The organism is Pseudomonadota bacterium, from assembly GCA_027620075.1.
Classification (GTDB): domain Bacteria; phylum Pseudomonadota; class Alphaproteobacteria; order Rickettsiales; family UBA6187; genus 1-14-0-20-39-49.
Map to the genome: position 1 here is coordinate 258,405 of JAQCEY010000003.1, position 24,754 is coordinate 283,158.

The following is a 24,754-nucleotide window of genomic DNA, read 5'->3' on the forward strand; positions in this document are numbered from 1 at the left end:
TTACTATATCTGCCCCAGAGTTTTTATCTTTACCTTAGGGTGAATTTCATTTTGTGATAATACCACTGTAGAAGGGCGGAAACGTTCAACTACCGAGCGTACATACGGTCTGATTGACGGATTTACCAATAAAACGGGGCTTTCACCACGCATTTCATGCTGATTAAAGGCACGCTTCACGTTTGTGATGAACTCTTGTAATTTTGAAGGAGGAATAGAAAGCTGTCTGTCTTCGCCTTCACCCAGTCCTTCGGTGAACATTTTTTCCCAAAGTGAGGATAGTGCCAGAAGCTCAATCACATTATCGTCATTAACATTGTCAAAGCTTATCTGACGTGATAAACGCCCCCTTACATATTCGGTAATCAGGGTAACGCTCTTGGTAGATGCCGAAACTTCCGATATTGCCTCTAATATGGTAGGTAGGTCACGGATAGACACCCTCTCGGAAAGCAGGTTTTGTAATACACGCTGAACACCTCCGACAGACATTTTTTCAGGAACCGTTTCATCGACTAGTTTCTTATGCTCTTCGCCCAAGCCGTCAAGTAATTTCTGTGTTTCGCTATAAGATAATAGTTCGTTGATATTGTCTTTTGCTATTTCGGTAAGGTGGGTGGTAATCACCGTAGGAGGGTCAACAACGGTGTAGTTTCTAAATAATGCATCCTCACGTGAAGACTCTCCGACCCATTTTGCAGGAAGCCCGAAAGTCGGTTCTTTGGTTTCTTCACCCGGAATATTTATTTTCTGCCCTCTTGGATCCATTACAAGCAACATGTCGGGGCGAACCATTCCCCTGCCGCATTCAATATCCTTTATCCTGATAACATATTCGTGGTTTTGGAGTTGCATATTATCCTGAATCCTGACAGACGGCATAACAAAGCCCATATCCTTTGCCATCTGCTTCCTTAAAGCCTTTATCTGGTCAGGCAGTTTATTGCCTTTTTCATAATTAATAAGAGGCAACAAACCGTAACCAAGCTCAAGTTTTATGTTCTCCAGTTGCAGGACGTTGGCAATAGGTTCTTCTTCAACGGCTTTTTGCTGCTCTTTTGCTTTTTCCTGTTTGGACTCTTCTTTTTTCACTTCCTCGTTCTGTTTGCCTTTTGCATATACGTTCCATGCGATGCCGCCAACCGAAGCCGAGATGAACAGGAACGGTACGGCAGGTATGGCAGGCATAAAAGCCATTAATGCCATAATAAAGCTGACAAGCCCTAGTGCTTGCGGGTGAGTTCCCAACTGCTTGAATATAGCTTTATCGGTTGAACCCCTTACTCCCGATTTAGAAACCAGTAAACCTGCCGAGGTGGAAACTATTAAAGCCGGTATCTGCGATACCAGACCGTCGCCGATAGTAAGTATAGTATATGATTCGATAGCCTGCGAAAAGCTAAGGTCACGCTGTACTATCCCGATTATCATACCGCCTATCAGGTTAATGAAAGTTATAAGCAATCCGGCAATGGCATCGCCACGCACGAATTTACTTGCACCGTCCATTGCTCCGAAGAATGTGCTTTCGTCCTCCAGTTCCTTGCGTCGTCTTTTCGCCTCGTCCTCATTTATAAGACCTGCCGATAAATCCGCATCAATAGCCATTTGCTTTCCGGGCATGGCATCTAAAGAAAAGCGTGCTGCAACTTCCGCAATACGTCCCGAACCTTTGGTTATAACTATAAAGTTAATGATAGTCAGGATACCGAATACTATAGCCCCGATAACTACCGAACCTGCCATTACAAAACCACCGAACGCCTCAATCACATGACCGGCGGAGGAGGGGCCTTCATGACCGTTTGCCAGTATAAGGCGGGTAGATGCTATATTGAGTGACAGGCGGAACATTGCCGCAACAAGCAATATAGTAGGGAAGGAACTAAAATCCAGTGCCTTATCAATAAATAACACCGTCATCAGTATCATAACTCCGAAAGTTATAGATACCCCCAGTAAAAGGTCTAACATGAAAGTGGGAACGGGAACAAGCAGGACAACCAGAATACCTATTATGCCCAACGCAAACATAATATCGGTATGCCGCATTATCTTATCCATTCCAAAGGGAAGGGAAGACACCTGTTTTGCTGCTACATCTTCTGCCATAGGTAGTAAGCTTAAATATTTAGCTATAAAAAGTTAAAACAAATTTTAGCTCCTACCTGGTGCAAGTAATTAAATGTAGTATATATATCTACGAATAACAACTATATTTAGTTTTTTTCCACAGATTTTATAGTCACTTTGAATTTAATTTACGTATTAAAAAAGTTTCCTAACTTTTTAAAATATGGATTCCACTATAATTTGTTTTACTAAACAAATTCGTGGAATGACAAATGTAAGTAATTAAAATCAAATTTAATATCGCTGCATAAAAAAAGAGAGGACTTAAACCCTCTCTTTGGTAAAATATTTTGCATATATTACGGGTTTATCCTTAAAGGGATAATTCCTGTGAAGCGTTCTCACGCTCGTCTTCAATGCTACTTCTGAAGTCCGCTGTCGTAGCACCTGATAAAATAGCAGCTACAGTTAGCGAGTTAGAAATGTTCTCTGAATTTGAACCGGTTATCGAATTTGAGCGTATGCTGCTTCCGTGACGGAAGTCTACACCTGAACTAGGGTCTTTTCTTTGTCTTAAATCATTATCGGACATAAATTATACTCCTTTTGAATTTTAATGTGTTATCCGAAGTTGTTAATACTATATATGACTATTTTTGTCAACTATTTATAGGTGTATAAAAAAGGGAGGCTAATGCCTCCCTTTGAAATTATTTGTTCTTTCATAATAATTATAGACGACCTGCACCGGCTGCTATTGAAGCAGCTTTGGATTCGTTAACCTGTTCTGCCTTTGTGCGGTTTTCTTTGGCAGCCCTTTCGGCAACTATGCGTCTGGCGATACCGGTTCTTTCAGGTTGTTGTTCGCTTTCTTCTTTAGACTCTCTAGCCTTTTGTTCTATTACTTCTTCTTTTTGTCCTAATCCTTCGGTAACATTTAAAGCCATATTCTGTCTCCTCATATGTATTTTATCAAATTAAAATTATGCATGTATGATGACCTGAAATTTTAAAATTATTTCAGAATCAGTAGTACCATAATAGGCTTTTATTAAGGATATTTTACAAAATCAATTTTTTGTTTTGTTACTATATTCATCTTTTGTCAGTGCCGTAACGGAAAGTGCGTGTATCCTGTCCTCAATTTCCTGCCCGAGTATTTTATATATCGTTTTATGCCTTGCCACCTTGCTTTTTCCGATGAAATCATCAGTTACAACTTCTATCTTAAAATGAGTTTCCCCACCTTCAATATATCCTGCATGCCCTTGGTGCTTGTGGGACTCATCTTCTACTTTTAGTTTGAAAATCGACAATTGTTCATTTAATTTTCGGTTTATCCTATCAAAAATAGTCATAAAAAACCTCCTTCGGTGTTGCAAAAATGTTTCAATTTGCAACCGAGTGTGTTATATTAGTGTACCAAAAGTATTATTTGGGAAGTTTATTATATTAATATATTTTAAAAAAACTAATAATATTACAATTATTTTGCTTGATAAACCTTGAGTTTATTGCTATCTACGGGTGCAAATGAAAAAATGGCACATAAGTTGCACATATAAACGATAGCAAATAATGCTAAAAAGGATTACATACGGGAGATTAAAATGGCAAGAAAAAATGAATTTACAGAGAAGATTGATACGTATATCGGTATGAAAATACATGAACTGCGGATTTCTATGGGTTTGTCCCGTCAGCAGTTAGCTGACAAAATAGGTGTAACACACCAACAATTACAAAAATATGAAAAAGGTACTAACCGTATCTCCGCAGGAAGATTGGCAGCTATAGCAAAAGCTTTGAATAAACCTGTGGCTTTTTTCTTTGAAGGTGTGGAAGACGATAACGGCGATATGCTGCCAAGTCAGCACCAAAGAATGTGTATTGAGGTTTCACGTAACTTTTTACGTATTAAAAACCCAATGCACCAAAATGCTATCAACCTTTTAGTTCGCACATTATCAGAGAACTAATTAAATATAGTATTTTTATTTTAGAGCTTTTATATTTATATAGGAGTTTTTTAAAATTTAATACTATATAAGTTATAGTTATGAAAGCAGTCGAGGTAGCGGGGGATAGCGTCCCTTTAAAGATAGGTAGTCGTGAAATTCCCGCTCCGAAACTCGGTCAGGTACTTATAGAAGTATGTGCCGCAGGTGTAAACCGAGCCGACATACTGCAAAGAAACGGCAAGTATCCTCCGCCTATAGGGGCTTCCGATATATTGGGGCTTGAAGTTTCGGGAATAATCATAGAAACGGGTGAAAACGTATCGTCTTTTAAAGAAGGCGATAAGGTTATGGCTTTGCTTGAAGGCGGCGGATATGCAAGCCATGTGATAGCAAATGAAGCCTGTATCCTGCCGATACCTCTCAATACAGACTATGTACAGGCGGCATCTTTGCCTGAGGCATTATTTACGGCATGGAGCAATTTATTTACATACGCCGATATGAAAAGAGGGGAAACCCTGCTTTTTCACGGCGGAACTAGCGGTATAGGTGTAATTGCTCTGCAGATGGCAAATCGGTTCGGGATAAAATCTATCGCAACGGCAGGCTCAAGGAAAAAATGTGATTTTCTGGAGATTCTTGGCGTTGAAAACGCAATTAACTATAAAGAACAGGATTTTGTCGAAATCGTAAAAGGTCTGGGCGGGGCAGATGTGGTGATTGATATGGTAGGCGGTGATTATTGGTCGAAAAACCTGAAAGTGCTAAAAGAAGAAGGTCGCCTGATATCCATAGCCATGATGGGCGGAGCTAAAGCCGAGGTTAATTTTGTTCCGTTACTGATAAAAAACCTTTCCGTAAAGGGTACTACTTTGCGTAATAAGCCTTTAGCATTCAAAAGGAAAATAAGGGACGAACTCATCGAATATGTTATGCCCATGATAGAAAACGGTGATATAAGACCGGTTATAGATACCGTATTTGAACTCGATGATGTGCAAAAAGCCCATAATCTAATGGAAACATCTGAGCATATAGGCAAAATTGTCTTGAAAATTGATTAAACAGCCTGTATAAGAAGTTTTTCCCCAATAGGATTGTTTTAATTTTTAAATCGGAGAAAACGATGACATTGCCCTTATTGCCGAAAGCGACCGCAGTTTGGTTGGTTGATAATACAGCTTTATCTTTTGGACAAATTGCCGAATTTTGCGGTATGCACCCTTTGGAAGTACAGGGAATTGCAGATGGCGAAGTAGCGTCCGGCATCATCGGTAAAGACCCGATAGTATCACACCAGCTTACCCGTGAGGAAATAGAGCGTTGTGAGAAAGACCCTAAAGCAAAGCTTAAATTACAAGCCGATACCGAAAAATATCTCAAAAAAGAAAAGAACAAGAAGAAAAGCAGATATACACCTGTTGCCAGAAGACAGGATAAACCCGACGCTATTGCGTGGATATTAAAACACTGCCCTGAGGCAACAGACTCGCAGATAACAAAGCTTATCGGTACTACCAAGAAAACTATCGAGGCAATCCGTACAAAATCGCACTGGAATTATGCGAACCTGACTCCGAGAGACCCTGTTTTATTGGGATTATGTTCACAAAGAGACCTTGATGTTTTGTTAAGGGTAGTGAATGAAGCTAAGGAAAAAAAGAATTCCGCTTAAGTTCATGACCGTTATACAATCTATAGATTCCCCGATTTATAGTATGTTAACTTTTCAAAAAGCATTGTCATACCTGCCTTGTTCGGGTATCTCTATAAAATTAAATAAAATCTCCCTATAATTTGCTTTACAAATGCACAGGGATGACAGCATTGTTGAAAAGTTAATGTGCTTAAATCGGATAATGACAGGGGAAAAACAAGATATTTAAACAAGTTTTGTATGACATTTTAATAAATCGTTAATAAAAAAAGCCTATAATTTTTTATATTGTTAACCATAGATTTTTTTGGACAAATACATGCATGTTTATAATTCTAAGAGTCAAGAGTCAAGAGTCAAGAGTCAAGGGTCAAGGGTCAAGGGTCAAGGGTCAAGGGTCAAGGGTCAAGGGTCAAGACCTGAGAAAGGCTTTACTCTGATTGAGCTATCTATAGTTATTGTAATTATAGGGCTTATTGTTGCGGGAGTCGTTGGTGGGCAGGCTTTGGTTGAGCAGGCTAAATTAAGGCAACAAATAGCCGATCTCAAAAAATATGAAATTGCAGTAAATACTTTTAAACTTGAATACAATTCAATTCCCGGTGATTTCATAAACGCAAATTCTTATTGGGGAGTAGCCGGTGGAGACGGGAACGGTAGAATGAGTAACTATGTTGCTGATATGTCTGATCCTAACCTTGAAGGGATTAAGTTTTTTTACCATTTATCATTAGCAGGATTATTAACTGAATCGTATAACGGCACATGGGAATTAGGTGTTGGTTACCCAAGTTTAAAAATTGCACCTTCAAAAGGACTTCTTGCAGGGGGAGGAATCGAAGGATGTTGTGCATCTGCTCACCAATTAAGTGTAGCATCAGCAACAAAGTTGCGTAAATTAGGCTTGTATATGGAGGTCTCAAATCCTGATTTAGTAGGGGGAGGGTTTAATGATCAAGTGGGTGTTTTAACACCTAGGGTAGCTTCTAATATTGATACAAAAATTGACGATGGAGTTGCAAGAACCGGAAAATTTGAATCTTATAGAGTTCTTCCAAATGGTGCTCCTTTATTAGATTGTCTTACAGGTGATGAAGGTGATTATGATTTAACGGGGAATACAGCCGGATGTATGAGCGGTTATATTATTTTTGATTAATCCTGCCCACAAAACTGTTGGAATTCCAAGGTAAGTCAGGCTCTTGTTCGAAGCATACGGATTGTACGATTAAAGATTTAAAACCATTTTAATTTTTTAAATATAGCAACCTGAGTGATAACCAATGCTAATAGCATTCCCGAAAACATCATAAATGCCGAGTTGTTTTCCGCACCCGGTATGCCTCCGACATTGATACCCAACAAACCGGTTAAAAATCCTAAAGGAAGGAAAATAGCCGCAATTACAGACAAAACATACATATTCTTGTTAAGCCTGTCCGACAGGATATTAGCCAGTTCGTCTTTTACTATCTGCGCACGTTCACGTATTGCGTCCAAATCTTCCACATAACGGGTTATGTGGTTATATGATTCCTGTAAATGCCTTTTGTCGGTATCGTTTAGCCAGTTAACGTCGCTCATACGCAACTGACCGACAGCGTCACGTTGCGGAGCCATATAGCGACGAAATACTATAGCTTTTTTGCGAACGTCAATTATTGACCCGCGTAATGCCGCATCGGCATTTTCTAAAACTTTCTCTTCAATATCATCGGTAGAATCGTCAAGTTCCGTTAAAACAGGTTCCATTCTTTCAAATAAGCGTGCAACCAGCATACATATAAAATGACCGGCATCTTTTGGTCCTTTTCCGGCTTTTATCTTTTCTTCAATGTCTAAAACCGCTTTAAGCTTACGTTTCCTGACAGATATAATACGGTGTTTGTCTATCCATAGGCGGATAGACACCATATCTTCGGGGTCGGAGTTTTCATTCAGGTTAACTCCTCGTAAGATAAGTATAACCCCGTCATCTATCTGCGTCATGCGAGGTCTTGTCTCTTCGGCAAGTAACGCTTCGATAGTGAGGCTGTCAAGGTATGATACCTCTTTTTTTATCCATTGTCTGGTTTCAGGCTGATTTGCGTCAAGATGAACCCATGACAGCTTTTTACTTTTTGTTTCCGCTACTATGTTCTCACCCGTAATGGGAGTAGCACCGCCCTTACCGTCAAAGCTATAAGCAAAAATAATGTTATCGTCCATATGTACCTTACCGTATATTCTATTATCGGTATTTATAATATGTAATAATATTTTACAAACCATAGTTTTTCTTTCGGCACCGGACTTCCGTAAGCTCGGATTATAAGAGCCGGATATTTTTATACATATATTTTGACACGAGCAAATCCTTAATATATTAACTTTATGGTGCTTAAATGTTGGAAATATAGGATAAACTATTCATGAAAAATACAAAGACAAAATCAGGTAGCAAACTGCCTTCAATTCCGGAAGATAAAGCTCCCGATATAAAAGTAGATGGTGATGTAAGGTCTTTTTTATTCACAGATATGGTTGAAAAAGCAAACAAATTAGGCGGAGCAAGTCAAATCAAGCGTCGCAGCAGAAGTGATGCCGTTACATCTGAAGAGGAAGCATTAAAAAAAGAACCTGTCAAAAAAACAGGTTTTGTTGAAAAGGTATCTGAAAAAAAATCTCTCCAAAAATAATGTGTATTAGTTAAAATATAATAATGAAGCAATAACCGAGTTAATTAGAGTTTCCGGTAATTTTAGTGACATAATTAATATAAAGGGAAACTGCAAAAAGTGCTAAAGCTACCATCTGGTGGGCAGATGCAAGCGGTATCGGAACTACATGTATTAATGTCAGCACCCCAAGGCAAAACTGTATTATCAATATAAAAAGCAAAAGGTTGGATACCTTATAAATAGGTGTCCTTCTTGCTTTTAACCAGAACACAAAAATAACCAGTGATAAGAATATAGCGATACATCTGTGGGTGAACTGTACGGTTTTTACGTTATCGAAAAAGTTGATATACCACGGCTCTACCTCAAGCAAGCCTTTCGGGACTATTGCCCCTTCCATCAGAGGGAACGTGTTATATATCAGTCCGGCATCAAGCCCTGCTACTAACGCTCCCCAAAATACCTGAACGAATATTAAAGCCGTAACAAAGTATGAGAATTTTTTTATACCTTTGGAGTTTATCAGCAATTGTTTATTCCCCATATATCTGCCAAGCCCCATCAGGAACAATATGGCAAATAAGATAAATGCCATGCATAAATGGAACGCAAGCCAATACTGGCTTACATGCGGAGTATCTTTAAGTCCGCTACTTACCATAAGCCACCCGACCACCGCCTGAAATCCTCCGAGGAACAAAACTCCGGTTAATTTTAATGCAAGCTTTTTATCAATTACTCTTTTATAAATGAAAAACACTAACGGAATAAAAAATACCAATCCGGTAATCCTTCCGGCAAGCCTGTGTATGAATTCCAGCCGGAATATCCCCTTGAACTCGTCTAGCGTCATACCGTAATTTATATGTTTGTATTCGGGGCTTTTCCTATATCCTTCGTAATGTTCCAGCCAGTGGCTTTGTGTCAATGGAGGCAGCCACCCAGTAACGGGTTTCCACCCTGTCATTGAAAGCCCTGACTCGGTAAGCCTTGTAACACCGCCTATACCCACCATCATAGCTACCATAAAACAACATACGAACAGCCATAGGGCTATTTTCCTGTTATTTGAATTACCGACCGTATCATAAGGTGATAATTTGCTTTTCTTATTTACTATTGTAGCCATGACTTATAAAATCAAACCTTGCACTATAATCTTTCGCTGATATATGTATCTGTATATTTTTTAAGAACTATATAAAAAGATGACAAAAAGTCTAGAATTAAATATTCCTGACGATAGCAGGATACGGCTTATAAGATACTGGATATTACTGGCTGTTGCGTCATTGGCAGCGGCAGGCTTGTATTCTTTGCCTCCCGTAATATTAAGGGGATCTTATTTTTCCGATAAATTTGATGTTGAGCATATTTTTGCCACTGCACTTGTGGTGCATGTTGATTTGTCCGTATTGGTATGGTTTTTATCCATAGCAGGAGCGTTATGGAGTTTTTTGGCATGTCCTGCTTATTATAAAATATACAGGACGGCTTTTATCATAGCGACAATAGGTGCGGTAATGATAGCCATTTCACCGTTTATCGGTGAAAGTTACCCGATAAAGAATAATTATGTCCCGATGCTGCATAACCCTGTTTTCATAATAGGTTTAAGCATATTTGCAACCGGCATATTGTTCCAGATGTTCCTTACCCTTGCTATGTTCGAAAGGATTAAAGAAAGCATTTTGAGTGCGGGAATATATATTTCTGCGGTAATAACCCTGATTGCTGCGGTTTGCTTTTTTATAGCACACCACAAAACCCCCATACCGATGGTTAAAGACGATTTGCACCATTATTATGAAGCAATTTTCTGGGGAGGCGGTCATATTTTGCAATATACATTTACCGCATGTATGCTAATTATATGGCTATATATCGCAAACGCCTGCAAAATAAAGCAGTTACTGCCGAATGCCGTTATTTATACACTTTTGGTTTTTAACCTTATCATTACCATACCTTCGCCGTTATTTTATTTTTCGGATAATGCCTACAACCTTTTTACCCAACAAATGCGTGGAGGCGGCGGTGTATCGGCATTATTTATCGGAGGTGCTATAATATTCGGAGCGTTTTCATCTAAATTAAGTAAGGAAGTACCGCATGCCATAAAGGCAAGCCTTATTTTATCTATAATACTGTTTGGCTATGGCGGCATACTCGGCTATATGATAAGCGGAGTGAACGTTACTATACCTGCTCACTATCATGGTTCGATAGTAGCCGTAACCCTTGCGTTTATAGCGTTTTGTTACCGGGTGCTGCCGAAAGTAGGGTATGGCACGATAAAGGGCAGATTAGCTACATCACAGCCATATATTTACGGCATAGGGCAGATATTACATATAACAGGTTTAGCGTGGATGGGCGGCTACGGTGCGTTACGTAAATCTGCGGCATCTTCGCATGAAATAACTAACGTTTTTCCAAAATTGATGTTCTTTGCGGGCGGCTCTATGGCTATCCTCGGAGGGCTGCTTTTTATAATAGTAGTGTTCCGTTCTATAACGGTTTCAAGCCGCAAATCCCGATAATGAGTTTCATGTGCCAAAATGGGACACTTTCCACATAACCGCCTGAAATATCAGGACTTCATTATATACGTAAAGCATTGTTATTGAAAACCTGACGATAATGAAAATTATCAAACTGTTTCAAAATGCAAAATGGAACATACAAAGTATCGTCGCTTTTCCTTGACACAAGTGCATCTGATAGGGTATAATTTAATATGAATTAAGTATAAAATTACGCTTATGCGATTAAAAAAATTAACAAATCGTATTTTTTAAAATAACTTTAATATTTTATTATCATAATATCAAAGTTATATATCTTATATAATAAAATAAATGCACAAAAACGGGCGTCAAAGGCAGAAAAAATCATGAAAATAACAAATTTATACTATAAATTTTTACAATCATTTTTAGTATTAACTCTGTTTTTAACGGTTTTTTGCTATAGCGCCACAAGTAATGCAGCCAACTATAATTTTATTATAAATCAGAATAATGGCACCTTAAACCTTACAACAACACCTACATTTGTACCGGGAGCTAGTGGACTGACGCTAGAAAGAAAAGTAAGATTTGCTCCGGACGCATCATACGTAGCTGTCGGTACATTATTTGGCTCTCCTTTTGATTGGGGACCTCTCACTCTTGCTTCGGGAGATTATACATTCAAGGTTTCAGACCCTCTCTTGGGTATAGCGGAAACACATGATATTGTTGTAAAAACTCATGCGAGTGACAGGTTTATTTTTGATTACACACTTTCCGGCAGCAACCTTAGCGTTCAATTACTGCCTGGCACAGAACCTTTTGGCGATGGAGCGGGTAGTTTTGTTAACAAAATGACCCTAGAATATAAGTTGGCCAGTGCTCCTGTCGCAGCTTACACAGCTATAAATACCTATAATTATGCAACGCAGCCAGGTTCATACAACCTATTATTCAGCACCTCTCTTCCAGCCGGAAACTATAATTTAAGAGCTACAGCCGAATACACCGTACCACTGCCGGCAGTAAAACCTCCACACAGTCAAACTATTGACATGTTTATAGGGCAGGCAAGTGCCACTCCTGCCGGTGGCGGAGGCTTTCCGTCAATTGCTAACGCATTTACGTTTGACGATCTATCTGAAAATAGCGGTAATCTCTTAATTACGACCACTTACACAGGTTCCCTACCTCTGGAATCGGTGAAATTATTTATGGAACGACCTACCGCACCGGGTGTTTGGGAAGAAGTCGGTGCCATAATCACCTCTCCGCCAGCTACTATTACATGGGATCATCTGACATATCCTCTTTTAGCCGGACTGCCTAGCGGAATGTATAATTTCAAGGTTGAGGGTGTTTCATATAACCCTTCTTCTCCTACATCAAGATTCAATCCTTTTGCCGAAACGCCGTTTGAAGTTATAGGTAGTATTTTAGATATTGCCACAGAGGAAATAACATTCGGTAATATCGGAGTTGAAGTAACCGTACTTGACCCTAGCGTCACTGTTAGTGCCGTAAAGCTATACATAAAGGATATAAGTACGGCTACGTGGGATCCGGTCGGTCACTTCATCAGGGAAGATACAACAAGCGTAGGCGGTCCGTTCTTATGGGGTTCGAAAAACCCTACATTTAACGATATAAAACTTGAAAAACTTGATCCGGGTGACTATACGCTGAAAGCCGAGACTGAAATCGCTAACCCTAACGGATCGGGAACCATCATAATTGATAAAGAACTTGATTTTACCGTATTCGGTACGCCTATAGAGTTCTCATATGATGAAGTTAATAAAGATATCGGTATCGAAATAATTCCTGTGACAGCTTTGAATGCCAACGTAAATAATATATCGCTTTTTATAAAAGGAATATCAGAACCGGATAGTGCTTACCAACTGGTTAGGCACGATTCTACACCAGGTTACGAGTTCGGCATTCTGGATGTTTTTTATGACGACACATTATTAATGAACATGGCTTTAGGTACATATAATGCTAAAGTGGAGCTAACTGCAACCGGACAAGGCGACCCGGCAAATTACGTTCAATGTGATGCAAATACGGGCGTAGTTACAAATTGTCTTATAAGCCATGATGCAAGTACTAACACCGTAGAATTACTATACGAGGAAGTCTTCGAATTTCAAGTTCAGGATATTGTAACAGATGCCGCACTTGTAGCTCTTTTAGACGAACTTTTTGCAAAAGAGTTTGAATTTGAGGTAAAGATTCTTAATAGTGAGTTCTACTCTCCTAGTGAAAATTTAAATCACGTCGGTGTAAGGTTAATTCCAAGCACTAACATTGATCTTGCCGAAGTAAACTGGGTAAATCTTAGAATAGCAGCGGTTCCACCGGGAATGTCGGGCGGCACTCCCGTTATCCAGCAGCATAATAGTAACAATCCGGCAGATTGGGTATGGGGTCTTTTCTATATGGGTGGTACGGCACATCCTAGTTTGTTGAATTTACCTGTGGGCGAATATATTATTCAATCAGAGATTAATATGACCAACAGAACCGTTACTAAGCAGGAACGGATAAGGATATCCGATGATGTAGAAACCGATGGTTCGATTTTAGGTGACAGGGTCGGTACACCGATTGATATTCCTTAATATAATCGGTGTGGCTCTGTCGCATCTGTTGACAAATTACGTGGAAATATATCCCTGGGCTTTGCTGGCTTTTCAGTTGCGATTAGTGAAGTAAATTGGTAGTAATTACTTTGCTTATTTGTTGTGGTGTTTAATTGGTTTTTTCTGATCATATTCACTGTTTCTATTCCTGCTATTGTTATTCCGGCACTTGCAAATGATTTAAATCCCGGCATCGGCCGGACAATTCGTTTGATAAACCTATGGTCTCCTTCAATCCGATTATTCAGATATTTGTTCTGCCTTATCTCAATTTCAGCCTCATTATTTTCCTCATACTCGCTGTTAATATCCGCCACAGCATAAGTGTTCGAACCACTTTTGTCGATATTGACCTTCGCCGGTTTTCCGTTTTGTCGGATAGCTTTTCTGAAAAATGCTTTTGCTGCCACCTTATCTCTTTTAGCCCGCAGAAGAAAGTCGATAGTATAGCCATATTTATCAACAGCACGGTACAAATATTTCCATTTTCCACGAACCTTAATATAGGTCTCATCCATACGCCAGCTGTCTGAAACAGATTTCTTGCACAGCCTAAAACGCTTATCCGGCAAAGGAATAAAACGGATCATCCGGCGATGAACCGTGGCATGATCAAGTGTAATGCCACGCATCTCACACAGTTCTTCAATGTCACGATAGCTCAATGCAAAACGGCATTTCATATAAACCGCTGTTAATATTATATCAGCCGGAAATGAGAAGCCTTTAAAATAACGCAGCAGTTTAGCGGCAACTTTCATCCTAAATACTCTCCAACAACATAAAACACTGCTAATACCTAAACGATAGAGCCTTAAACGTCAACACATGCGACAGAGCCGAACTATCTTAGGAAAATTATTTTCCATTTAAACTCCAGTTATAATCAAAATAATCGTCTGTCTTTTTATCGCTGGCTTGTGGCAGATGGCGGTGAATAAATTTCTCCACACCCTTTTCACCACCAAAATCTTCTGCAAACCATTTGAATATTTCCGATATTTTCAAGCCGGAGTTTGTGATTAATACACCTTTGCTTTTGTTGGTGAGGAATAACGTTGTTTGCTCATCCAGTTGGCTTTCTAGCTCTTCTGCCGTATATGGTTCGGCGCGTAAATCCGGACAAGAAAGCGATGCGCAATTAATGGCGACATGGATTCTGGGATCATTCATCGGGCGGAGAATCTGGTGTTCTATTTCATCAAGCGTATAATTTTTGCCGTGGATTTCCCAATCATGGCTTTTCCATACATTCTTAAACAGGCTACCTTGGTTTCTGATGCTTTCGGTTTCACCGGTTTTAATAATCAGGTCAACCGTCAGAAGGTTATAGGCATTAATCCAGAAAGCCATTTTTTCGTTGCCGGAGAGGGTTTTAGGGTTTATTTGCTGGAATGACTCCAGTGCTTTTTTATGCAACGGGTCTTTGCCCCAGGATGCATAATCCACCAGCATTGCTTTTATTCCCTGCTTTTCTCCTTCCTGTACGTATTTTGCAAGCAACGTGCCGTAATCAGTTATATATGCATGTTTTTTATCGGCATGAGCCAGAGGTGCTGTAACTAATGCAAGCAGGACAACGAATAAATAGGATAAGTTTTTCATGGGCATAACCTTCAACATTTTTCACAAATCTGTTTAACGTTTGTTCGATTTACTTTAGGTTGAAAGTTACATGACCTCAAAATTTAATGGACAGGTATGGATTACAGCGATGACAGGGAAGATAAATTTGTACAGTTGATGCACCGCGCACAAAGTGGTGACCATGCTTCCTATACAGAACTGTTACGCTCCATCACTCCGCTTATTCGTGGCTTTATTTATAATCGTATCGGCAATGGCGCAGATCATGACGATATCCTGCAGGAGGTGCTGCTGGGCATCCATCGCGCTAGCCACACCTATAACACTGACCGTCCTTTTACAAACTGGATGTTTGCTATTGCCGATCACAAGGTAAAGGATTATTTACGCGCCCATTACCGCAAAAAAGCCCTGAAAGAGGTGGATTTTGAAAAAATCGAGGATTTTATTGCCGCTCCTGTAACTTCTGAAGCATCTCCAGGCGAAAGACTTAGTGAATTACTTGATAAACTGCCTGAGAAACAGAGGAAAATTGTCCACATGATGAAGATTGAAGGATACTCGGCTCAGCAAGTAGCAAAAACAATGGATATGAGCGTTTCTAATGTAAAAGTGACGGCTCATCGTGCTTATAAAATATTGGTTGCTAGCGGGCAAAAGAAGGAAGAAGTATAATGCAAACGGAAGACTTTATAAAAACATTAGCAAAAGAAGGAGCCAGAAAGCCTTTTCCGTGCCCCTCAAAGGTGACGTTTGGCTGGCTTCTGGCGATATTTGCGTATTTCGGCTTGCTGATCGCTTTTTATGGCTTCAGGCCGGATATGTCTATAAAGCTCACCCAGCCTGTATATTTAGTTGAAATTATCGGAATGGCGGTAACGGCTATCATGGCCGCATGGGCGGCAAGTTGGCTTGCCCTGCCGGATACCAATCAAAAATCATGGGTGCGGTTTTTACCGTTTATTCCGCTGGCATTCCTAATGGGTATGCTTGTCTATGGCATGTTCACCAACAGCTCGCTAACACTCACCGAGTGCCTGAAATTAGGACGCTATGACTGCATTGTGCGTATCATTCTTTACAGCCTGCTTCCGGGTGGCCTGATGTTTTACACCATACAAAAAGCTGCGCCGGTACTTTGCTGCTGGGCTGGAACTATGGCGGGATTATCAGTTGCCAGTTTTGGTTACATCCTGCTGCGCCTTATCGGAAAAAGTGATGATCCGACACAATTGCTTGTGTGGCACTTCCTGCCTGTTTTCCTGATTATGGCTATCGGCATGATAATCGGGAAAGTCTATCTTGGCCGAATCTGGCAGTCTTAAAAATTTTATCTAACTTTTTTTCGCGGTTTGTAACTTTCGCCTGTACCCGTGGCGAACGTACCCATACGAACATTAAAAAATTGCAGGGAATTCATGGAATTATATATCATCATAGCAGTTATCCTTCTGGCCTTTTTAAGCTTTGCCAATGGTGCAAATGATGTCTCAAAAGCAATAGCGACGCTTGCCGGGGCGAAAGTGACTTCCATGCGTAAGGCGGTGATGTGGGGGACGCTCTGGACATTAGCCGGAAGCATGAGTGGGCTGTACTGGGGTGCTGCTATCATTAAAAATATCACCGAAAATATTTATACCACCCAGCCTGATTTCTCCTTTGCCATGGCATTTGCTATCGGTCTGGCTCCAGCACTTTGGGTGATACTTGCCACATGGCGTAAATGGCCGGTATCAACAACCCATGCCGTGGTGGGCGGATTGCTTGGCGCAGGTGTAACAGCTCTTGGAGCATCAGGCATTGCATGGGGCTCTACCTTATCTAATATTGCCTTGCCGCTTCTGGTCAGTCCATTTTTGGCTATCGGTCTTGCGTATCTATTAAGTCCACTATTGCAAAAAACGGCTACCACTCTTGAAAGGGTGCGTTTCTGTCTTTTGCCAACACCAAAACTTGCGTTTGTGACTGCCAACAAGATGCAGACGGTTGAAGCAGAAAGTTGCATCGTGTGTGACTGTAACAGCCCGGAAGCAGCGGCAAATCACAATATTGCCGTTTCAGTTGACCACATGCACTGGCTGACCAGCGGCATGCTTTCTTTCTCGCGTGGCTTGAATGACACGCCGAAACTGATTGCGGTTATTCTTCCCTTCCTGCTTGCTGGTGATATGGCCAAAGAATCCATAGGCTGGATGTTTTTGGTTTCTGCCATCGCCATGGCCTCAGGTGGATTGCTGGTTGGAAGCCGTATCACGGAAGTGCTTGGCTTCAAAGTGACTGAGTTGGATCACACGCAAGGATTCTCCGCAAACGCCGTGGCAACTTTTTTGGTATTATTTGCCAGCAAGTTAGGTTTGCCGGTTTCTACCACGCATGTGTCGGCCTGCTCTATCATGGGGCTGGGATTATCTGATGGAAAAGGCGTAAATAAAGAGACGGTATTCTCCATGCTGTTTGCGTGGGCGGTGACTGTGCCTTTATCGGCATTATTTGCAACAATCATTTATTTTATGGCAGGGACATTATGAATAAAAAAATAATAAAAATCGGATTGCTTATCCTGTTGGCTTCTGCCATTGCCGCCTTCTTTGCGTTGGATTTAGGACAATATGCCACGTTAGATTACGTCAAAGGGCAGCAGCACAGTTTGCTTGAATATTACGAGCAGAACACAGCTCTGGTGCTGGCTATCTTCGGGCTTACCTACGTTCTGGTAACGGCGTTGTCTCTACCTGCTGCCGCTGCACTTACCTTGCTGGGTGGTGCTTTATTCGGATTGCCTGTGGGGTTGGTGATAGTTTCTTTCGCTAGCACGATCGGCGCAACACTGGCCTTTTTGATGGCGCGGTTTCTGGCACGTGATTATGTGCAGAAAAATTACAGCAAGCAACTATCTAAAATTAACGCAGGCTTTGAGCGTGAAGGTGCTTTTTATCTGTTTGCCCTGCGCTTAGTTCCGGCGTTTCCGTTCTTCATGATTAATGTGGTTATGGCGTTGATGCCGATTAGAACCTGGACATTCTATTGGGTAAGCCAGCTTGGTATGTTGCCCGGCACGGCGGTTTATGTCTATGCAGGGACGCAACTGGCGCAGATTGAATCATTTTCTGACATTGCTTCGCCCTCATTATTAATAGCTTTTGCGTTGCTGGGACTATTTCCACTGATTGCCAAAAAGCTGGTTCAATTTATTCGTAAGGAGAAAATCCATGAGTAACTATGATTACAATATTATCGTCATTGGTGGCGGTTCTGCCGGACTGGTATCAAGCTATATCGCAGCAGCGGTGAAAGCCAAAGTCGCCCTTATTGAAAAACACAAGATGGGCGGTGATTGCCTCAACACCGGCTGCGTACCAAGCAAGGCACTACTACGCTCTGCAAAAATGCTTTCCTATGCCAAACGTGCGAAGGAATTTGGCTTTAAAAAGGCAGATATAGAGTTTGATTTTAAAGACGTGATGCAGCGTGTGCAGAGCGTCATCAAAGCCATTGAACCGCATGATTCACGGGAGCGTTATACCAAGCTAGGTGTAGATTGCATAGAGGGCGCAGCAAAAATCACCTCACCGCATAGTGTTGAGGTAAATGGCAAAACACTCACCGCACGTTCCATTATCGTTGCTACCGGAGCACGTCCAATGGTTCCACCGATTCCCGGACTTGATAAAATTGATTACCTCACCAGTGATAATGTCTGGGAATTAAAAGAATTACCTAAGAAGTTAGTGGTGCTTGGCGGTGGGCCGATTGGTTCGGAAATGGCGCAGGCTTTTGCACGATTAGGCGCGGAAGTTACCTTAGTAGAAATGGCTCCACAAATCCTTATCCGCGAAGATGAGGAAGTCATCAAACTGGTAACAGAAAAATTTACCAAGGAAGGCATAAAGGTACTGGCCAACCACAAGGCTAAGGAATTCAAAGGAAACACCCTCGTTTGTGAATATGAAGGCAAGGATGTTGAAGTCGCATTTGATAAGGTGATTGTTGCTCTTGGGCGTGCTGCCAATACCAGTGGTTTTGGCCTGGAAGAGCTTGGCGTAGAATTGCGTGGCAATAAAACGATAGAGGCCAACCCATTCCTGCAAACCAACATCCCAAGCATTTATGTCTGCGGTGATGTGACAGGCCCATACCAATTTACGCATACCGCAGCGCATCAGGCGTGGTACGCTTCTGTCAATGCGCTGTTCGCACCTTTCAAAAAATTCAAAGCAGATTACTCTGTCATCCCTTGGGCAACCTTCACTGATCCGGAAGTTGCGCGTGTGGGCTTAAATGAAAAAGATGCCAAGGAAAAGAATATTCCTTACGAAGTTACCACTTACGGCATTGATGATTTAGACCGTGCCATTGCCGATTCAGAAGCGCATGGGTTTGTCAAAGTGCTGACCGTACCTAATAAGGATAAGATTCTCGGCGTGACTATTGTCGGTACTCATGCTGGTGATCTGATTGCCGAATATATACTTGCTATGAAGCACGGCATCGGCCTGAACAAGATTCTTGGCACAATCCATATCTACCCGACACTGGCCGAGGCTAATAAATATGCAGCAGGTGAATGGAAAAGAGCGCATGTGCCAGCTTTTGCCATGAAAATATTAGAAAAATTCCACGCTTGGAGAAGGTAAATGAAGACGTTTGAAGCGGCACTCCGCGAACATAATATTGAGCTAAAGCGCGATGCTATCAAGATTTTACAGGTCAATATCGGCAAGCGCTGTAATCAGGCGTGCCATCATTGCCATGTGGAATCAGGCCCCAACCGCACCGAAAACATGGAGCTGGAGACGGTGGAGCGTCTGCTGGAGTTGCTCAGAAAAGAGCCGCAAATTCACACGGTGGACATTACCGGCGGTGCACCGGAATTGAACCCGCATTTTCGTTATTTTGTAACCGAGATACGCAAAATGGGTAAAGAGGTCATCGACCGCTGTAATTTAACAGTATTTTTTGAAGAGGGGCAATCAGATACACCCGAATTTCTGGCAGAAAACAAGATACAAGTGGTCGCCTCTTTGCCTTGCTATAAGGAGGATAATGTCGATGCCCAGCGCGGCAAAGGTGTATTTGGCAAAAGCATTACTGCCTTAGAAAAATTAAATAGCCTTGGCTATGGTAAAGAAGGCTCAGGGCTTATCCTTAACCTTGTTTATAATCCCGTTGGCGAGTATTTGCCACCAGCTCAAGCTAAGCTGGAAGAAGATTATCACGCGCACCTGAAGGATGAATTCGGCATTGTATTTAACCATCTTTTTACCATCACCAACATGCCGATTAAGCGCTATGCCCATATGCTGGAGCGTGATGGCAAAATGAAAGATTATATGCAGCTCCTTATTGATAATTTCAATCCGCAGGCGGCAAAAGGCGTGATGTGTAACGAGCTGGTGTCTATCGGCTGGGATGGGCAGATATATGACTGCGACTTCAACCAAATGCTGGAGATTCCGCTTAACTGGAAACCATGTAATGTCTGGGATATTGAGCGCTTCAGTAACATTGAATCCGGCATTGCCGTTGCCAGCCATTGCTTTGGCTGTACAGCGGGCTCGGGTAGTTCATGCGGAGGTGCGCTGCTATGAAAAAACTTATATTAATAGCTCTTATCACCCTAATGCAGGCTAACATTGCCTATGCTAATGATGCCTGGAAATCCGAATGGCCAAATACGGACTTTAGCAAAACAACCATTGATTTTAGTGAGGTTATGTCTGGCGGCCCACCCAAAGACGGCATTCCTTCCATTGATAATCCTGTATTCAAATCGGCGAAAGAAATCAAAGATATTGCCGATAAAGAACCGGTAATCAGTCTGGATATTAACGGTGATGCGCGGAGCTACCCCATCCGCATTTTAATGTATCACGAGATTGTTAATGATATGGTAGGTGGCGTTCCCGTATCAGTCACCTATTGTCCGCTATGCAATGCCTCGCTCACCTTTGAGCGGACATTGGATGGCAAGGTGTTGGATTTCGGCACCACCGGCAAATTACGCAAATCCGACATGGTGATGTATGATCGGCAAACCGAAAGCTGGTGGCAGCAATTTACCGGTGAAGGGATTGTTGGCGAATATACTGGCAAGAAACTAACGCTTGTGCCTTCACGTATTGAGTCCTTCGCTCTGTTTAAAGAACGTCATCCACAAGGAAAAGTGCTGGTTCCAAATAATCCAAACGCAAGGCCATACGGCAACAACCCCTATGCAAGCTATGACTCTTCCCAGTGGCCGTTTTTGTTTAAGGGCGAATATGATGGCCCAGTGCCACCGCTTTCAAGAGTGGTTGCCGTCGGCAATGATGCGTGGCCGCTTTCACTGTTAGAGGAGAAGAGGCACATAGAGCGTAACGGGTTGGTGATAAGTTGGCAAAAAGGTCAGCACTCTGCCCTAGATAGCCACGCAATTAACAAAGGTCGCGATATAGGCAATGTCACCGTGCAAAAAGACGGCAAAGATGTGGTTTATCACATTCCCTTTGCCTTTGCATTTTTGGCCTTCAATGACGAAGGAATAATTCATACGGAAGCAAGCAATGGAAAATGAAATAGCATTACGTTTGGGTTTTTTCTTCGGAGTGCTGGTTATTATAGCACTGGTGGAATATTTGCGTCCGAAACGTAAGCTGGAAATCAAGAAAACAACACGCTGGACTAGGAACCTATCCATAGTGGCTATTGATAGTGTGGCTGTCCGGGTGTTGGTTCCCTTTACCGCCGCAAGTGTGGCCGTTTACGCAGAGCAACAGCAGATCGGGCTGTTTTATGCACTATCCATGCCGCTTGTTCTATCCGTTATTGTTTCAGTTATTCTGCTTGATCTGCTGATTTATGCCCAGCACGTGGCCTTTCATTATATCCCGCTATTCTGGCGTCTGCACAAGGTGCACCACATCGATCAGGAAATTGATGTCACCACCGGAGTTCGTTTTCATCCGGTCGAGATTATACTTTCCACCCTTATTAAATGCACAGCAGTGTTGTTGCTAGGCGTTCCATTTATCGCAGTGGTGATATTTGAGATTCTCCTCAATGCCACCTCGCTATTTAACCATGGTAATATTAATCTGCCTGCGAAAATGGATAAATTCCTGCGTCTGTTTGTCGTCACGCCGGATATGCACCGCGTGCATCACTCGGTCATCATAAAAGAAACCAACAGCAATTTTGGTTTTAACCTGCCGTGGTGGGATAGATTGTTTAAGACTTATCGGGCGCAGCCGGAGCGTGGTCATACGAAGATGGAAATCGGACTAAAAGAATACAGGGATGCAAGAAAAACCGGACTTACCGCCATGCTTGCCATTCCATTTTATAAAAAATCATAAAGTAACGGAGTAATTATGACTAAAACAAACACAGTAACCAAAAGCGTGCAGGAATATTACGGAGAGGTTCTAAAAACCAAAGAAGACCTCAAAACCAGTGCCTGCTGCCCCATTGATGCCATGCCTGTGCATTTGCGCCCCTATATGGCGAAGGTGCATGAGGAAGTGCAGGAAAAATTCTATGGCTGCGGCTCACCTATTCCGCACGCACTAGAGGGGCGAACCGTGCTTGATCTGGGCTGCGGCACCGGGCGTGATGTCTATACCGCCTCACAGCTTGTCGGTGAAAAAGGCCATGTGATCGGCGTGGACATGACGGAAAACCAGCTTGCCGTTGCCAAGAAATATATCGGCTATCACATGGATAAGTTTGGATTTAAAAAGCCTAATGTCACGTTCCATCAAGGCTATATCGAAGATTTGAAAGCACTTGGTATTGAAGATAATTCGGTAGATGTGGTGACATCCAACTGCGTGATTAACCTCTCACCAAACAAAGAGGCTGTATTTAAAGAGATTTTCCGTGTGCTTAAACCTGGTGGAGAATTATATTTTTCAGATGTATTTACTGGCAAACGAGTGCCGGAAGATTTAACGCACGATCCTGTGTTGCTTGGCGAGTGTCTGGGTGGCGCAATGTATATCGAGGATTTTCGACGCATGCTTCGCAATATTGGCTGCTTCGATTACCGCATTGTCACCAAAGGCGCAATTACCTTAAACGATTCGGAAGTGCAGCGCAAAGCCGGAATGATTGATTTTTATTCGATGACAGTCCGCACTTTCAAATGTGATTTTGAAGATATCTGCGAAGATTACGGCCATGTCGCGTATTACAACGGCACGATTGAAGATAGCCCACACGCCTTTGTACTAGACGACCATCATATTTTCAAGAAAGGCCAGCCGGTTCCTGTATGCGGCAATACAGCCAAAATGCTGATGGAAACGCATTACGGTGTTAACCCGCATACAATAATGACCCACTTGATGGGTTAATCTGCGTTCAAAACTGACCCACCTTATGGTGGGTTTTTTGTTATGTAGTTGATCCATTATTATCAACCTATACTGTTGTTATTTTAACCGTAAGCATCCGGTGAAGGCGGTCTATAATAGATAATTTGCATTGATATTATATTTCTCATTGAACATAACACATGAGGATATAAAAATGAGCAAATCCAGAGAATCGACGATAGATGCATTTAGTAAATCAGAGATATTGTCAGAATCATATGAGCCTGGAGCAGTTATAGCCGATGTTGCCCGTCGACATGGTCTTGAGCCCAGCGTATTATATGGTTGGCGAAGCGAAGCCCGTCAATCAGGTGCTATCAATCAGCCTTCAGATTTTGTTGAGGTTGGTGTTTCTGATGATGCCTCTTCTCCTGATAAAGCAGATATTCATCGCGTTTCCATAGATTTCAGTCATTGCAGCCTATCTGTTGAAGGTAAGATCACATCTGAATCATTATGCGGTATATTAAAGTTGTTGGGGGAGTGATGCTAAATTTAAACGGCAATATAAAGATCTATTTAGCGACAGGTCATACAGATATGAGAAAAGGAGTTCATAGCCTTTCTCATTTGGCCGAGTCTGTTTTATCGCAAGAGTTTTGTACAGGAGCACTGTTTGTATTCAGGGGTAAGCGTTCAGACCGACTAAAGATATTATGGTATGACGGTCAGGGCTTTTGTATGTATTACAAGTTACTTGATCAAGGCAAATTTACCCGGCCGAAGTCTGAAGGATGTAAGTCTGTCAGTATAACATCGGCTCAACTTTCTATGTTGTTAGAGGGCATAGATATATAGGCTGAATATGTTGTATTTATTGGCATTACGGCTTGTTTGCGGCTTGTATTTGTGCTATAAAACGGTATGAATATTACTCCTCAAAAACTGCCTTCCGATATAAGTATTTTACAGGGAATCGTAACTAAACTTATGTTGGAAGTTTCGCTTCTTAATAGCGAGAATAAGTCTCTATCAGATCAACTTCGTCTTTTGAAGAAGAAGATGTACGGTAGTTCATCTGAGAAGTTATATAATCTTGTTGATCAGCTAGAGCTTCAGCTTGAGGATAATAAATCAGTAACAGCAGCATCTGAACTTCCCTTGTTGAAAGAAGAAGAAAAAACGAAGGATAAAGCCAAGCGTAAGCCGTTACCTTCGGACCTTCCTCGTGAAGATGTGGTGATAGAGCCGATAACACAATGCTCCCAATGTGGCGGTGATAACTTCCGTAAGATAGGTGATGATGTAACCGAGAAACTTGAGGTTAGACCTGCATCATTCTTCGTTAAGCGTTATATCCG

Annotated in this window: 24 protein-coding genes and 2 pseudogenes; 18 read left to right on the forward strand and 8 right to left on the reverse strand. The window is 41.7% G+C overall.

Annotated features, from left to right (window positions below; genetic code table 11):
- Positions 1 to 3: 3 nt before the first annotated feature.
- From flhA to O2942_06775, 4 genes are all read right to left on the reverse strand, one after another.
- On the reverse strand, positions 4 to 2,112 hold the full coding sequence (gene flhA / locus O2942_06760; protein MDA0781951.1) for a flagellar biosynthesis protein FlhA: 2,109 nt from the start codon (positions 2,110 to 2,112) through the stop codon (positions 4 to 6).
- Positions 2,113 to 2,446: 334 nt separating this feature from the next.
- A complete protein-coding gene (locus O2942_06765) occupies positions 2,447 to 2,665 on the reverse strand; it encodes a hypothetical protein (protein ID MDA0781952.1) in 219 nt (72 codons plus the stop codon).
- 139 nt (positions 2,666 to 2,804) lie between these two features.
- The gene (locus tag O2942_06770; protein MDA0781953.1) at positions 2,805 to 3,020 is read right to left on the reverse strand and encodes a hypothetical protein; all 216 of its coding nucleotides are present in this window, start codon (positions 3,018 to 3,020) and stop codon (positions 2,805 to 2,807) included.
- A 123-nt stretch (positions 3,021 to 3,143) separates the two neighbouring features.
- Entirely contained in the window at positions 3,144 to 3,431 is a 288-nt protein-coding gene (locus O2942_06775) for a BolA family transcriptional regulator (GenBank protein ID MDA0781954.1), read from the reverse strand.
- A gap of 252 nt (positions 3,432 to 3,683) precedes the next feature.
- On the opposite strand from O2942_06775, the gene O2942_06780 reads away from it, so the two are divergent.
- From O2942_06780 to O2942_06795, 4 genes are all read left to right on the forward strand, one after another.
- Positions 3,684 to 4,052 (forward strand): helix-turn-helix transcriptional regulator, encoded by a 369-nt coding sequence (locus tag O2942_06780; protein MDA0781955.1) that lies wholly within the window; start codon positions 3,684 to 3,686, stop codon positions 4,050 to 4,052.
- A gap of 80 nt (positions 4,053 to 4,132) precedes the next feature.
- Entirely contained in the window at positions 4,133 to 5,098 is a 966-nt protein-coding gene (locus tag O2942_06785) for an NAD(P)H-quinone oxidoreductase (protein ID MDA0781956.1), read from the forward strand.
- A 62-nt stretch (positions 5,099 to 5,160) separates the two neighbouring features.
- A complete protein-coding gene (locus O2942_06790) occupies positions 5,161 to 5,709 on the forward strand; it encodes a DUF1013 domain-containing protein (protein MDA0781957.1) in 549 nt (182 codons plus the stop codon).
- A 301-nt stretch (positions 5,710 to 6,010) separates the two neighbouring features.
- Positions 6,011 to 6,850 (forward strand): prepilin-type N-terminal cleavage/methylation domain-containing protein, encoded by an 840-nt coding sequence (locus tag O2942_06795; GenBank protein ID MDA0781958.1) that lies wholly within the window; start codon positions 6,011 to 6,013, stop codon positions 6,848 to 6,850.
- Positions 6,851 to 6,927: 77 nt separating this feature from the next.
- Here the strand turns inward: O2942_06795 and O2942_06800 are convergent, their stop codons facing one another.
- On the reverse strand, positions 6,928 to 7,899 hold the full coding sequence (locus tag O2942_06800) for a zinc transporter ZntB (protein ID MDA0781959.1): 972 nt from the start codon (positions 7,897 to 7,899) through the stop codon (positions 6,928 to 6,930).
- Between the two features lie 203 nt (positions 7,900 to 8,102).
- Here O2942_06800 and O2942_06805 point away from each other — a divergent pair, with 203 nt between their 5' ends.
- Positions 8,103 to 8,369: a hypothetical protein gene (locus O2942_06805; GenBank protein MDA0781960.1), complete on the forward strand. Its 267-nt coding sequence runs from the start codon at positions 8,103 to 8,105 to the stop codon at positions 8,367 to 8,369.
- A gap of 40 nt (positions 8,370 to 8,409) precedes the next feature.
- Here O2942_06805 and O2942_06810 read toward each other — a convergent pair whose 3' ends face one another.
- Positions 8,410 to 9,480, reverse strand: a complete 1,071-nt coding sequence (locus tag O2942_06810; GenBank protein ID MDA0781961.1) for a COX15/CtaA family protein — start codon at positions 9,478 to 9,480, stop codon at positions 8,410 to 8,412.
- Between the two features lie 79 nt (positions 9,481 to 9,559).
- Here O2942_06810 and O2942_06815 point away from each other — a divergent pair, with 79 nt between their 5' ends.
- Together O2942_06815 and O2942_06820 are read left to right on the forward strand one after the other, a co-directional pair.
- Positions 9,560 to 10,894 (forward strand): cbb3-type cytochrome c oxidase subunit I, encoded by a 1,335-nt coding sequence (locus O2942_06815; protein ID MDA0781962.1) that lies wholly within the window; start codon positions 9,560 to 9,562, stop codon positions 10,892 to 10,894.
- A 353-nt stretch (positions 10,895 to 11,247) separates the two neighbouring features.
- Complete coding sequence (locus O2942_06820) at positions 11,248 to 13,491, forward strand: hypothetical protein (protein ID MDA0781963.1); 2,244 nt, start codon at positions 11,248 to 11,250, stop codon at positions 13,489 to 13,491.
- A 131-nt stretch (positions 13,492 to 13,622) separates the two neighbouring features.
- On the opposite strand, the pseudogene O2942_06825 reads toward O2942_06820, so the two are convergent.
- Positions 13,623 to 14,273: pseudogene (locus O2942_06825) on the reverse strand (IS6 family transposase).
- Positions 14,274 to 14,370: 97 nt separating this feature from the next.
- The gene (locus O2942_06830; protein MDA0781964.1) at positions 14,371 to 15,123 is read right to left on the reverse strand and encodes a DUF547 domain-containing protein; all 753 of its coding nucleotides are present in this window, start codon (positions 15,121 to 15,123) and stop codon (positions 14,371 to 14,373) included.
- 90 nt (positions 15,124 to 15,213) lie between these two features.
- Here O2942_06830 and O2942_06835 point away from each other — a divergent pair, with 90 nt between their 5' ends.
- From O2942_06835 to O2942_06885, 11 genes and pseudogenes are all read left to right on the forward strand, one after another.
- The gene (locus tag O2942_06835) at positions 15,214 to 15,774 is read left to right on the forward strand and encodes a sigma-70 family RNA polymerase sigma factor (GenBank protein MDA0781965.1); all 561 of its coding nucleotides are present in this window, start codon (positions 15,214 to 15,216) and stop codon (positions 15,772 to 15,774) included.
- The gene (locus O2942_06840) at positions 15,774 to 16,424 is read left to right on the forward strand and encodes an NrsF family protein (protein ID MDA0781966.1); all 651 of its coding nucleotides are present in this window, start codon (positions 15,774 to 15,776) and stop codon (positions 16,422 to 16,424) included. The genes O2942_06835 and O2942_06840 overlap by 1 nt, the downstream gene beginning before the upstream one ends.
- Before the next feature lie 93 nt (positions 16,425 to 16,517).
- On the forward strand, positions 16,518 to 17,627 hold the full coding sequence (locus O2942_06845; protein ID MDA0781967.1) for an inorganic phosphate transporter: 1,110 nt from the start codon (positions 16,518 to 16,520) through the stop codon (positions 17,625 to 17,627).
- Positions 17,624 to 19,733, forward strand: a pseudogene (gene lpdA, locus O2942_06850) (dihydrolipoyl dehydrogenase). The gene O2942_06845 and the pseudogene lpdA overlap by 4 nt, the downstream one beginning before the upstream one ends.
- Positions 19,734 to 20,687, forward strand: a complete 954-nt coding sequence (gene arsS / locus O2942_06855) for an arsenosugar biosynthesis radical SAM protein ArsS (protein MDA0781968.1) — start codon at positions 19,734 to 19,736, stop codon at positions 20,685 to 20,687.
- Positions 20,684 to 21,652: a DUF3179 domain-containing protein gene (locus tag O2942_06860; protein ID MDA0781969.1), complete on the forward strand. Its 969-nt coding sequence runs from the start codon at positions 20,684 to 20,686 to the stop codon at positions 21,650 to 21,652. The genes arsS and O2942_06860 overlap by 4 nt, the downstream gene beginning before the upstream one ends.
- Positions 21,642 to 22,433 (forward strand): sterol desaturase family protein, encoded by a 792-nt coding sequence (locus O2942_06865; GenBank protein MDA0781970.1) that lies wholly within the window; start codon positions 21,642 to 21,644, stop codon positions 22,431 to 22,433. Before O2942_06860 ends, O2942_06865 begins: the two co-directional genes overlap by 11 nt.
- A 15-nt stretch (positions 22,434 to 22,448) precedes the next feature.
- A complete protein-coding gene (locus O2942_06870; GenBank protein MDA0781971.1) occupies positions 22,449 to 23,432 on the forward strand; it encodes a methyltransferase domain-containing protein in 984 nt (327 codons plus the stop codon).
- Positions 23,433 to 23,607: 175 nt separating this feature from the next.
- Positions 23,608 to 23,940, forward strand: a complete 333-nt coding sequence (locus O2942_06875) for a transposase (protein ID MDA0781972.1) — start codon at positions 23,608 to 23,610, stop codon at positions 23,938 to 23,940.
- A complete protein-coding gene (tnpB, locus tag O2942_06880; protein MDA0781973.1) occupies positions 23,940 to 24,251 on the forward strand; it encodes an IS66 family insertion sequence element accessory protein TnpB in 312 nt (103 codons plus the stop codon). The genes O2942_06875 and tnpB overlap by 1 nt, the downstream gene beginning before the upstream one ends.
- A gap of 66 nt (positions 24,252 to 24,317) precedes the next feature.
- Positions 24,318 to 24,754 (forward strand): IS66 family transposase zinc-finger binding domain-containing protein (locus O2942_06885; protein ID MDA0781974.1); only part of this gene is annotated, 437 nt, incomplete at its 3' end.

What these genes read in the sequence shown, in the direction of transcription:
- flhA (MDA0781951.1), bottom strand. Translation starts at nt 2,112, where the DNA reads ATGGCAGAAGATGTAGCAGCAAAACAGGTGTCTTCCCTTCCCTTTGGA.
- O2942_06765 (MDA0781952.1), bottom strand. Translation starts at nt 2,665, where the DNA reads ATGTCCGATAATGATTTAAGACAAAGAAAAGACCCTAGTTCAGGTGTA.
- O2942_06770 (MDA0781953.1), bottom strand. Translation starts at nt 3,020, where the DNA reads ATGGCTTTAAATGTTACCGAAGGATTAGGACAAAAAGAAGAAGTAATA.
- O2942_06775 (MDA0781954.1), bottom strand. Translation starts at nt 3,431, where the DNA reads ATGACTATTTTTGATAGGATAAACCGAAAATTAAATGAACAATTGTCG.
- O2942_06780 (MDA0781955.1), top strand. Translation starts at nt 3,684, where the DNA reads ATGGCAAGAAAAAATGAATTTACAGAGAAGATTGATACGTATATCGGT.
- O2942_06785 (MDA0781956.1), top strand. Translation starts at nt 4,133, where the DNA reads ATGAAAGCAGTCGAGGTAGCGGGGGATAGCGTCCCTTTAAAGATAGGT.
- O2942_06790 (MDA0781957.1), top strand. Translation starts at nt 5,161, where the DNA reads ATGACATTGCCCTTATTGCCGAAAGCGACCGCAGTTTGGTTGGTTGAT.
- O2942_06795 (MDA0781958.1), top strand. Translation starts at nt 6,011, where the DNA reads ATGCATGTTTATAATTCTAAGAGTCAAGAGTCAAGAGTCAAGAGTCAA.
- O2942_06800 (MDA0781959.1), bottom strand. Translation starts at nt 7,899, where the DNA reads ATGGACGATAACATTATTTTTGCTTATAGCTTTGACGGTAAGGGCGGT.
- O2942_06805 (MDA0781960.1), top strand. Translation starts at nt 8,103, where the DNA reads ATGAAAAATACAAAGACAAAATCAGGTAGCAAACTGCCTTCAATTCCG.
- O2942_06810 (MDA0781961.1), bottom strand. Translation starts at nt 9,480, where the DNA reads ATGGCTACAATAGTAAATAAGAAAAGCAAATTATCACCTTATGATACG.
- O2942_06815 (MDA0781962.1), top strand. Translation starts at nt 9,560, where the DNA reads ATGACAAAAAGTCTAGAATTAAATATTCCTGACGATAGCAGGATACGG.
- O2942_06820 (MDA0781963.1), top strand. Translation starts at nt 11,248, where the DNA reads ATGAAAATAACAAATTTATACTATAAATTTTTACAATCATTTTTAGTA.
- O2942_06830 (MDA0781964.1), bottom strand. Translation starts at nt 15,123, where the DNA reads ATGCCCATGAAAAACTTATCCTATTTATTCGTTGTCCTGCTTGCATTA.
- O2942_06835 (MDA0781965.1), top strand. Translation starts at nt 15,214, where the DNA reads ATGGATTACAGCGATGACAGGGAAGATAAATTTGTACAGTTGATGCAC.
- O2942_06840 (MDA0781966.1), top strand. Translation starts at nt 15,774, where the DNA reads ATGCAAACGGAAGACTTTATAAAAACATTAGCAAAAGAAGGAGCCAGA.
- O2942_06845 (MDA0781967.1), top strand. Translation starts at nt 16,518, where the DNA reads ATGGAATTATATATCATCATAGCAGTTATCCTTCTGGCCTTTTTAAGC.
- arsS (MDA0781968.1), top strand. Translation starts at nt 19,734, where the DNA reads ATGAAGACGTTTGAAGCGGCACTCCGCGAACATAATATTGAGCTAAAG.
- O2942_06860 (MDA0781969.1), top strand. Translation starts at nt 20,684, where the DNA reads ATGAAAAAACTTATATTAATAGCTCTTATCACCCTAATGCAGGCTAAC.
- O2942_06865 (MDA0781970.1), top strand. Translation starts at nt 21,642, where the DNA reads ATGGAAAATGAAATAGCATTACGTTTGGGTTTTTTCTTCGGAGTGCTG.
- O2942_06870 (MDA0781971.1), top strand. Translation starts at nt 22,449, where the DNA reads ATGACTAAAACAAACACAGTAACCAAAAGCGTGCAGGAATATTACGGA.
- O2942_06875 (MDA0781972.1), top strand. Translation starts at nt 23,608, where the DNA reads ATGAGCAAATCCAGAGAATCGACGATAGATGCATTTAGTAAATCAGAG.
- tnpB (MDA0781973.1), top strand. Translation starts at nt 23,940, where the DNA reads ATGCTAAATTTAAACGGCAATATAAAGATCTATTTAGCGACAGGTCAT.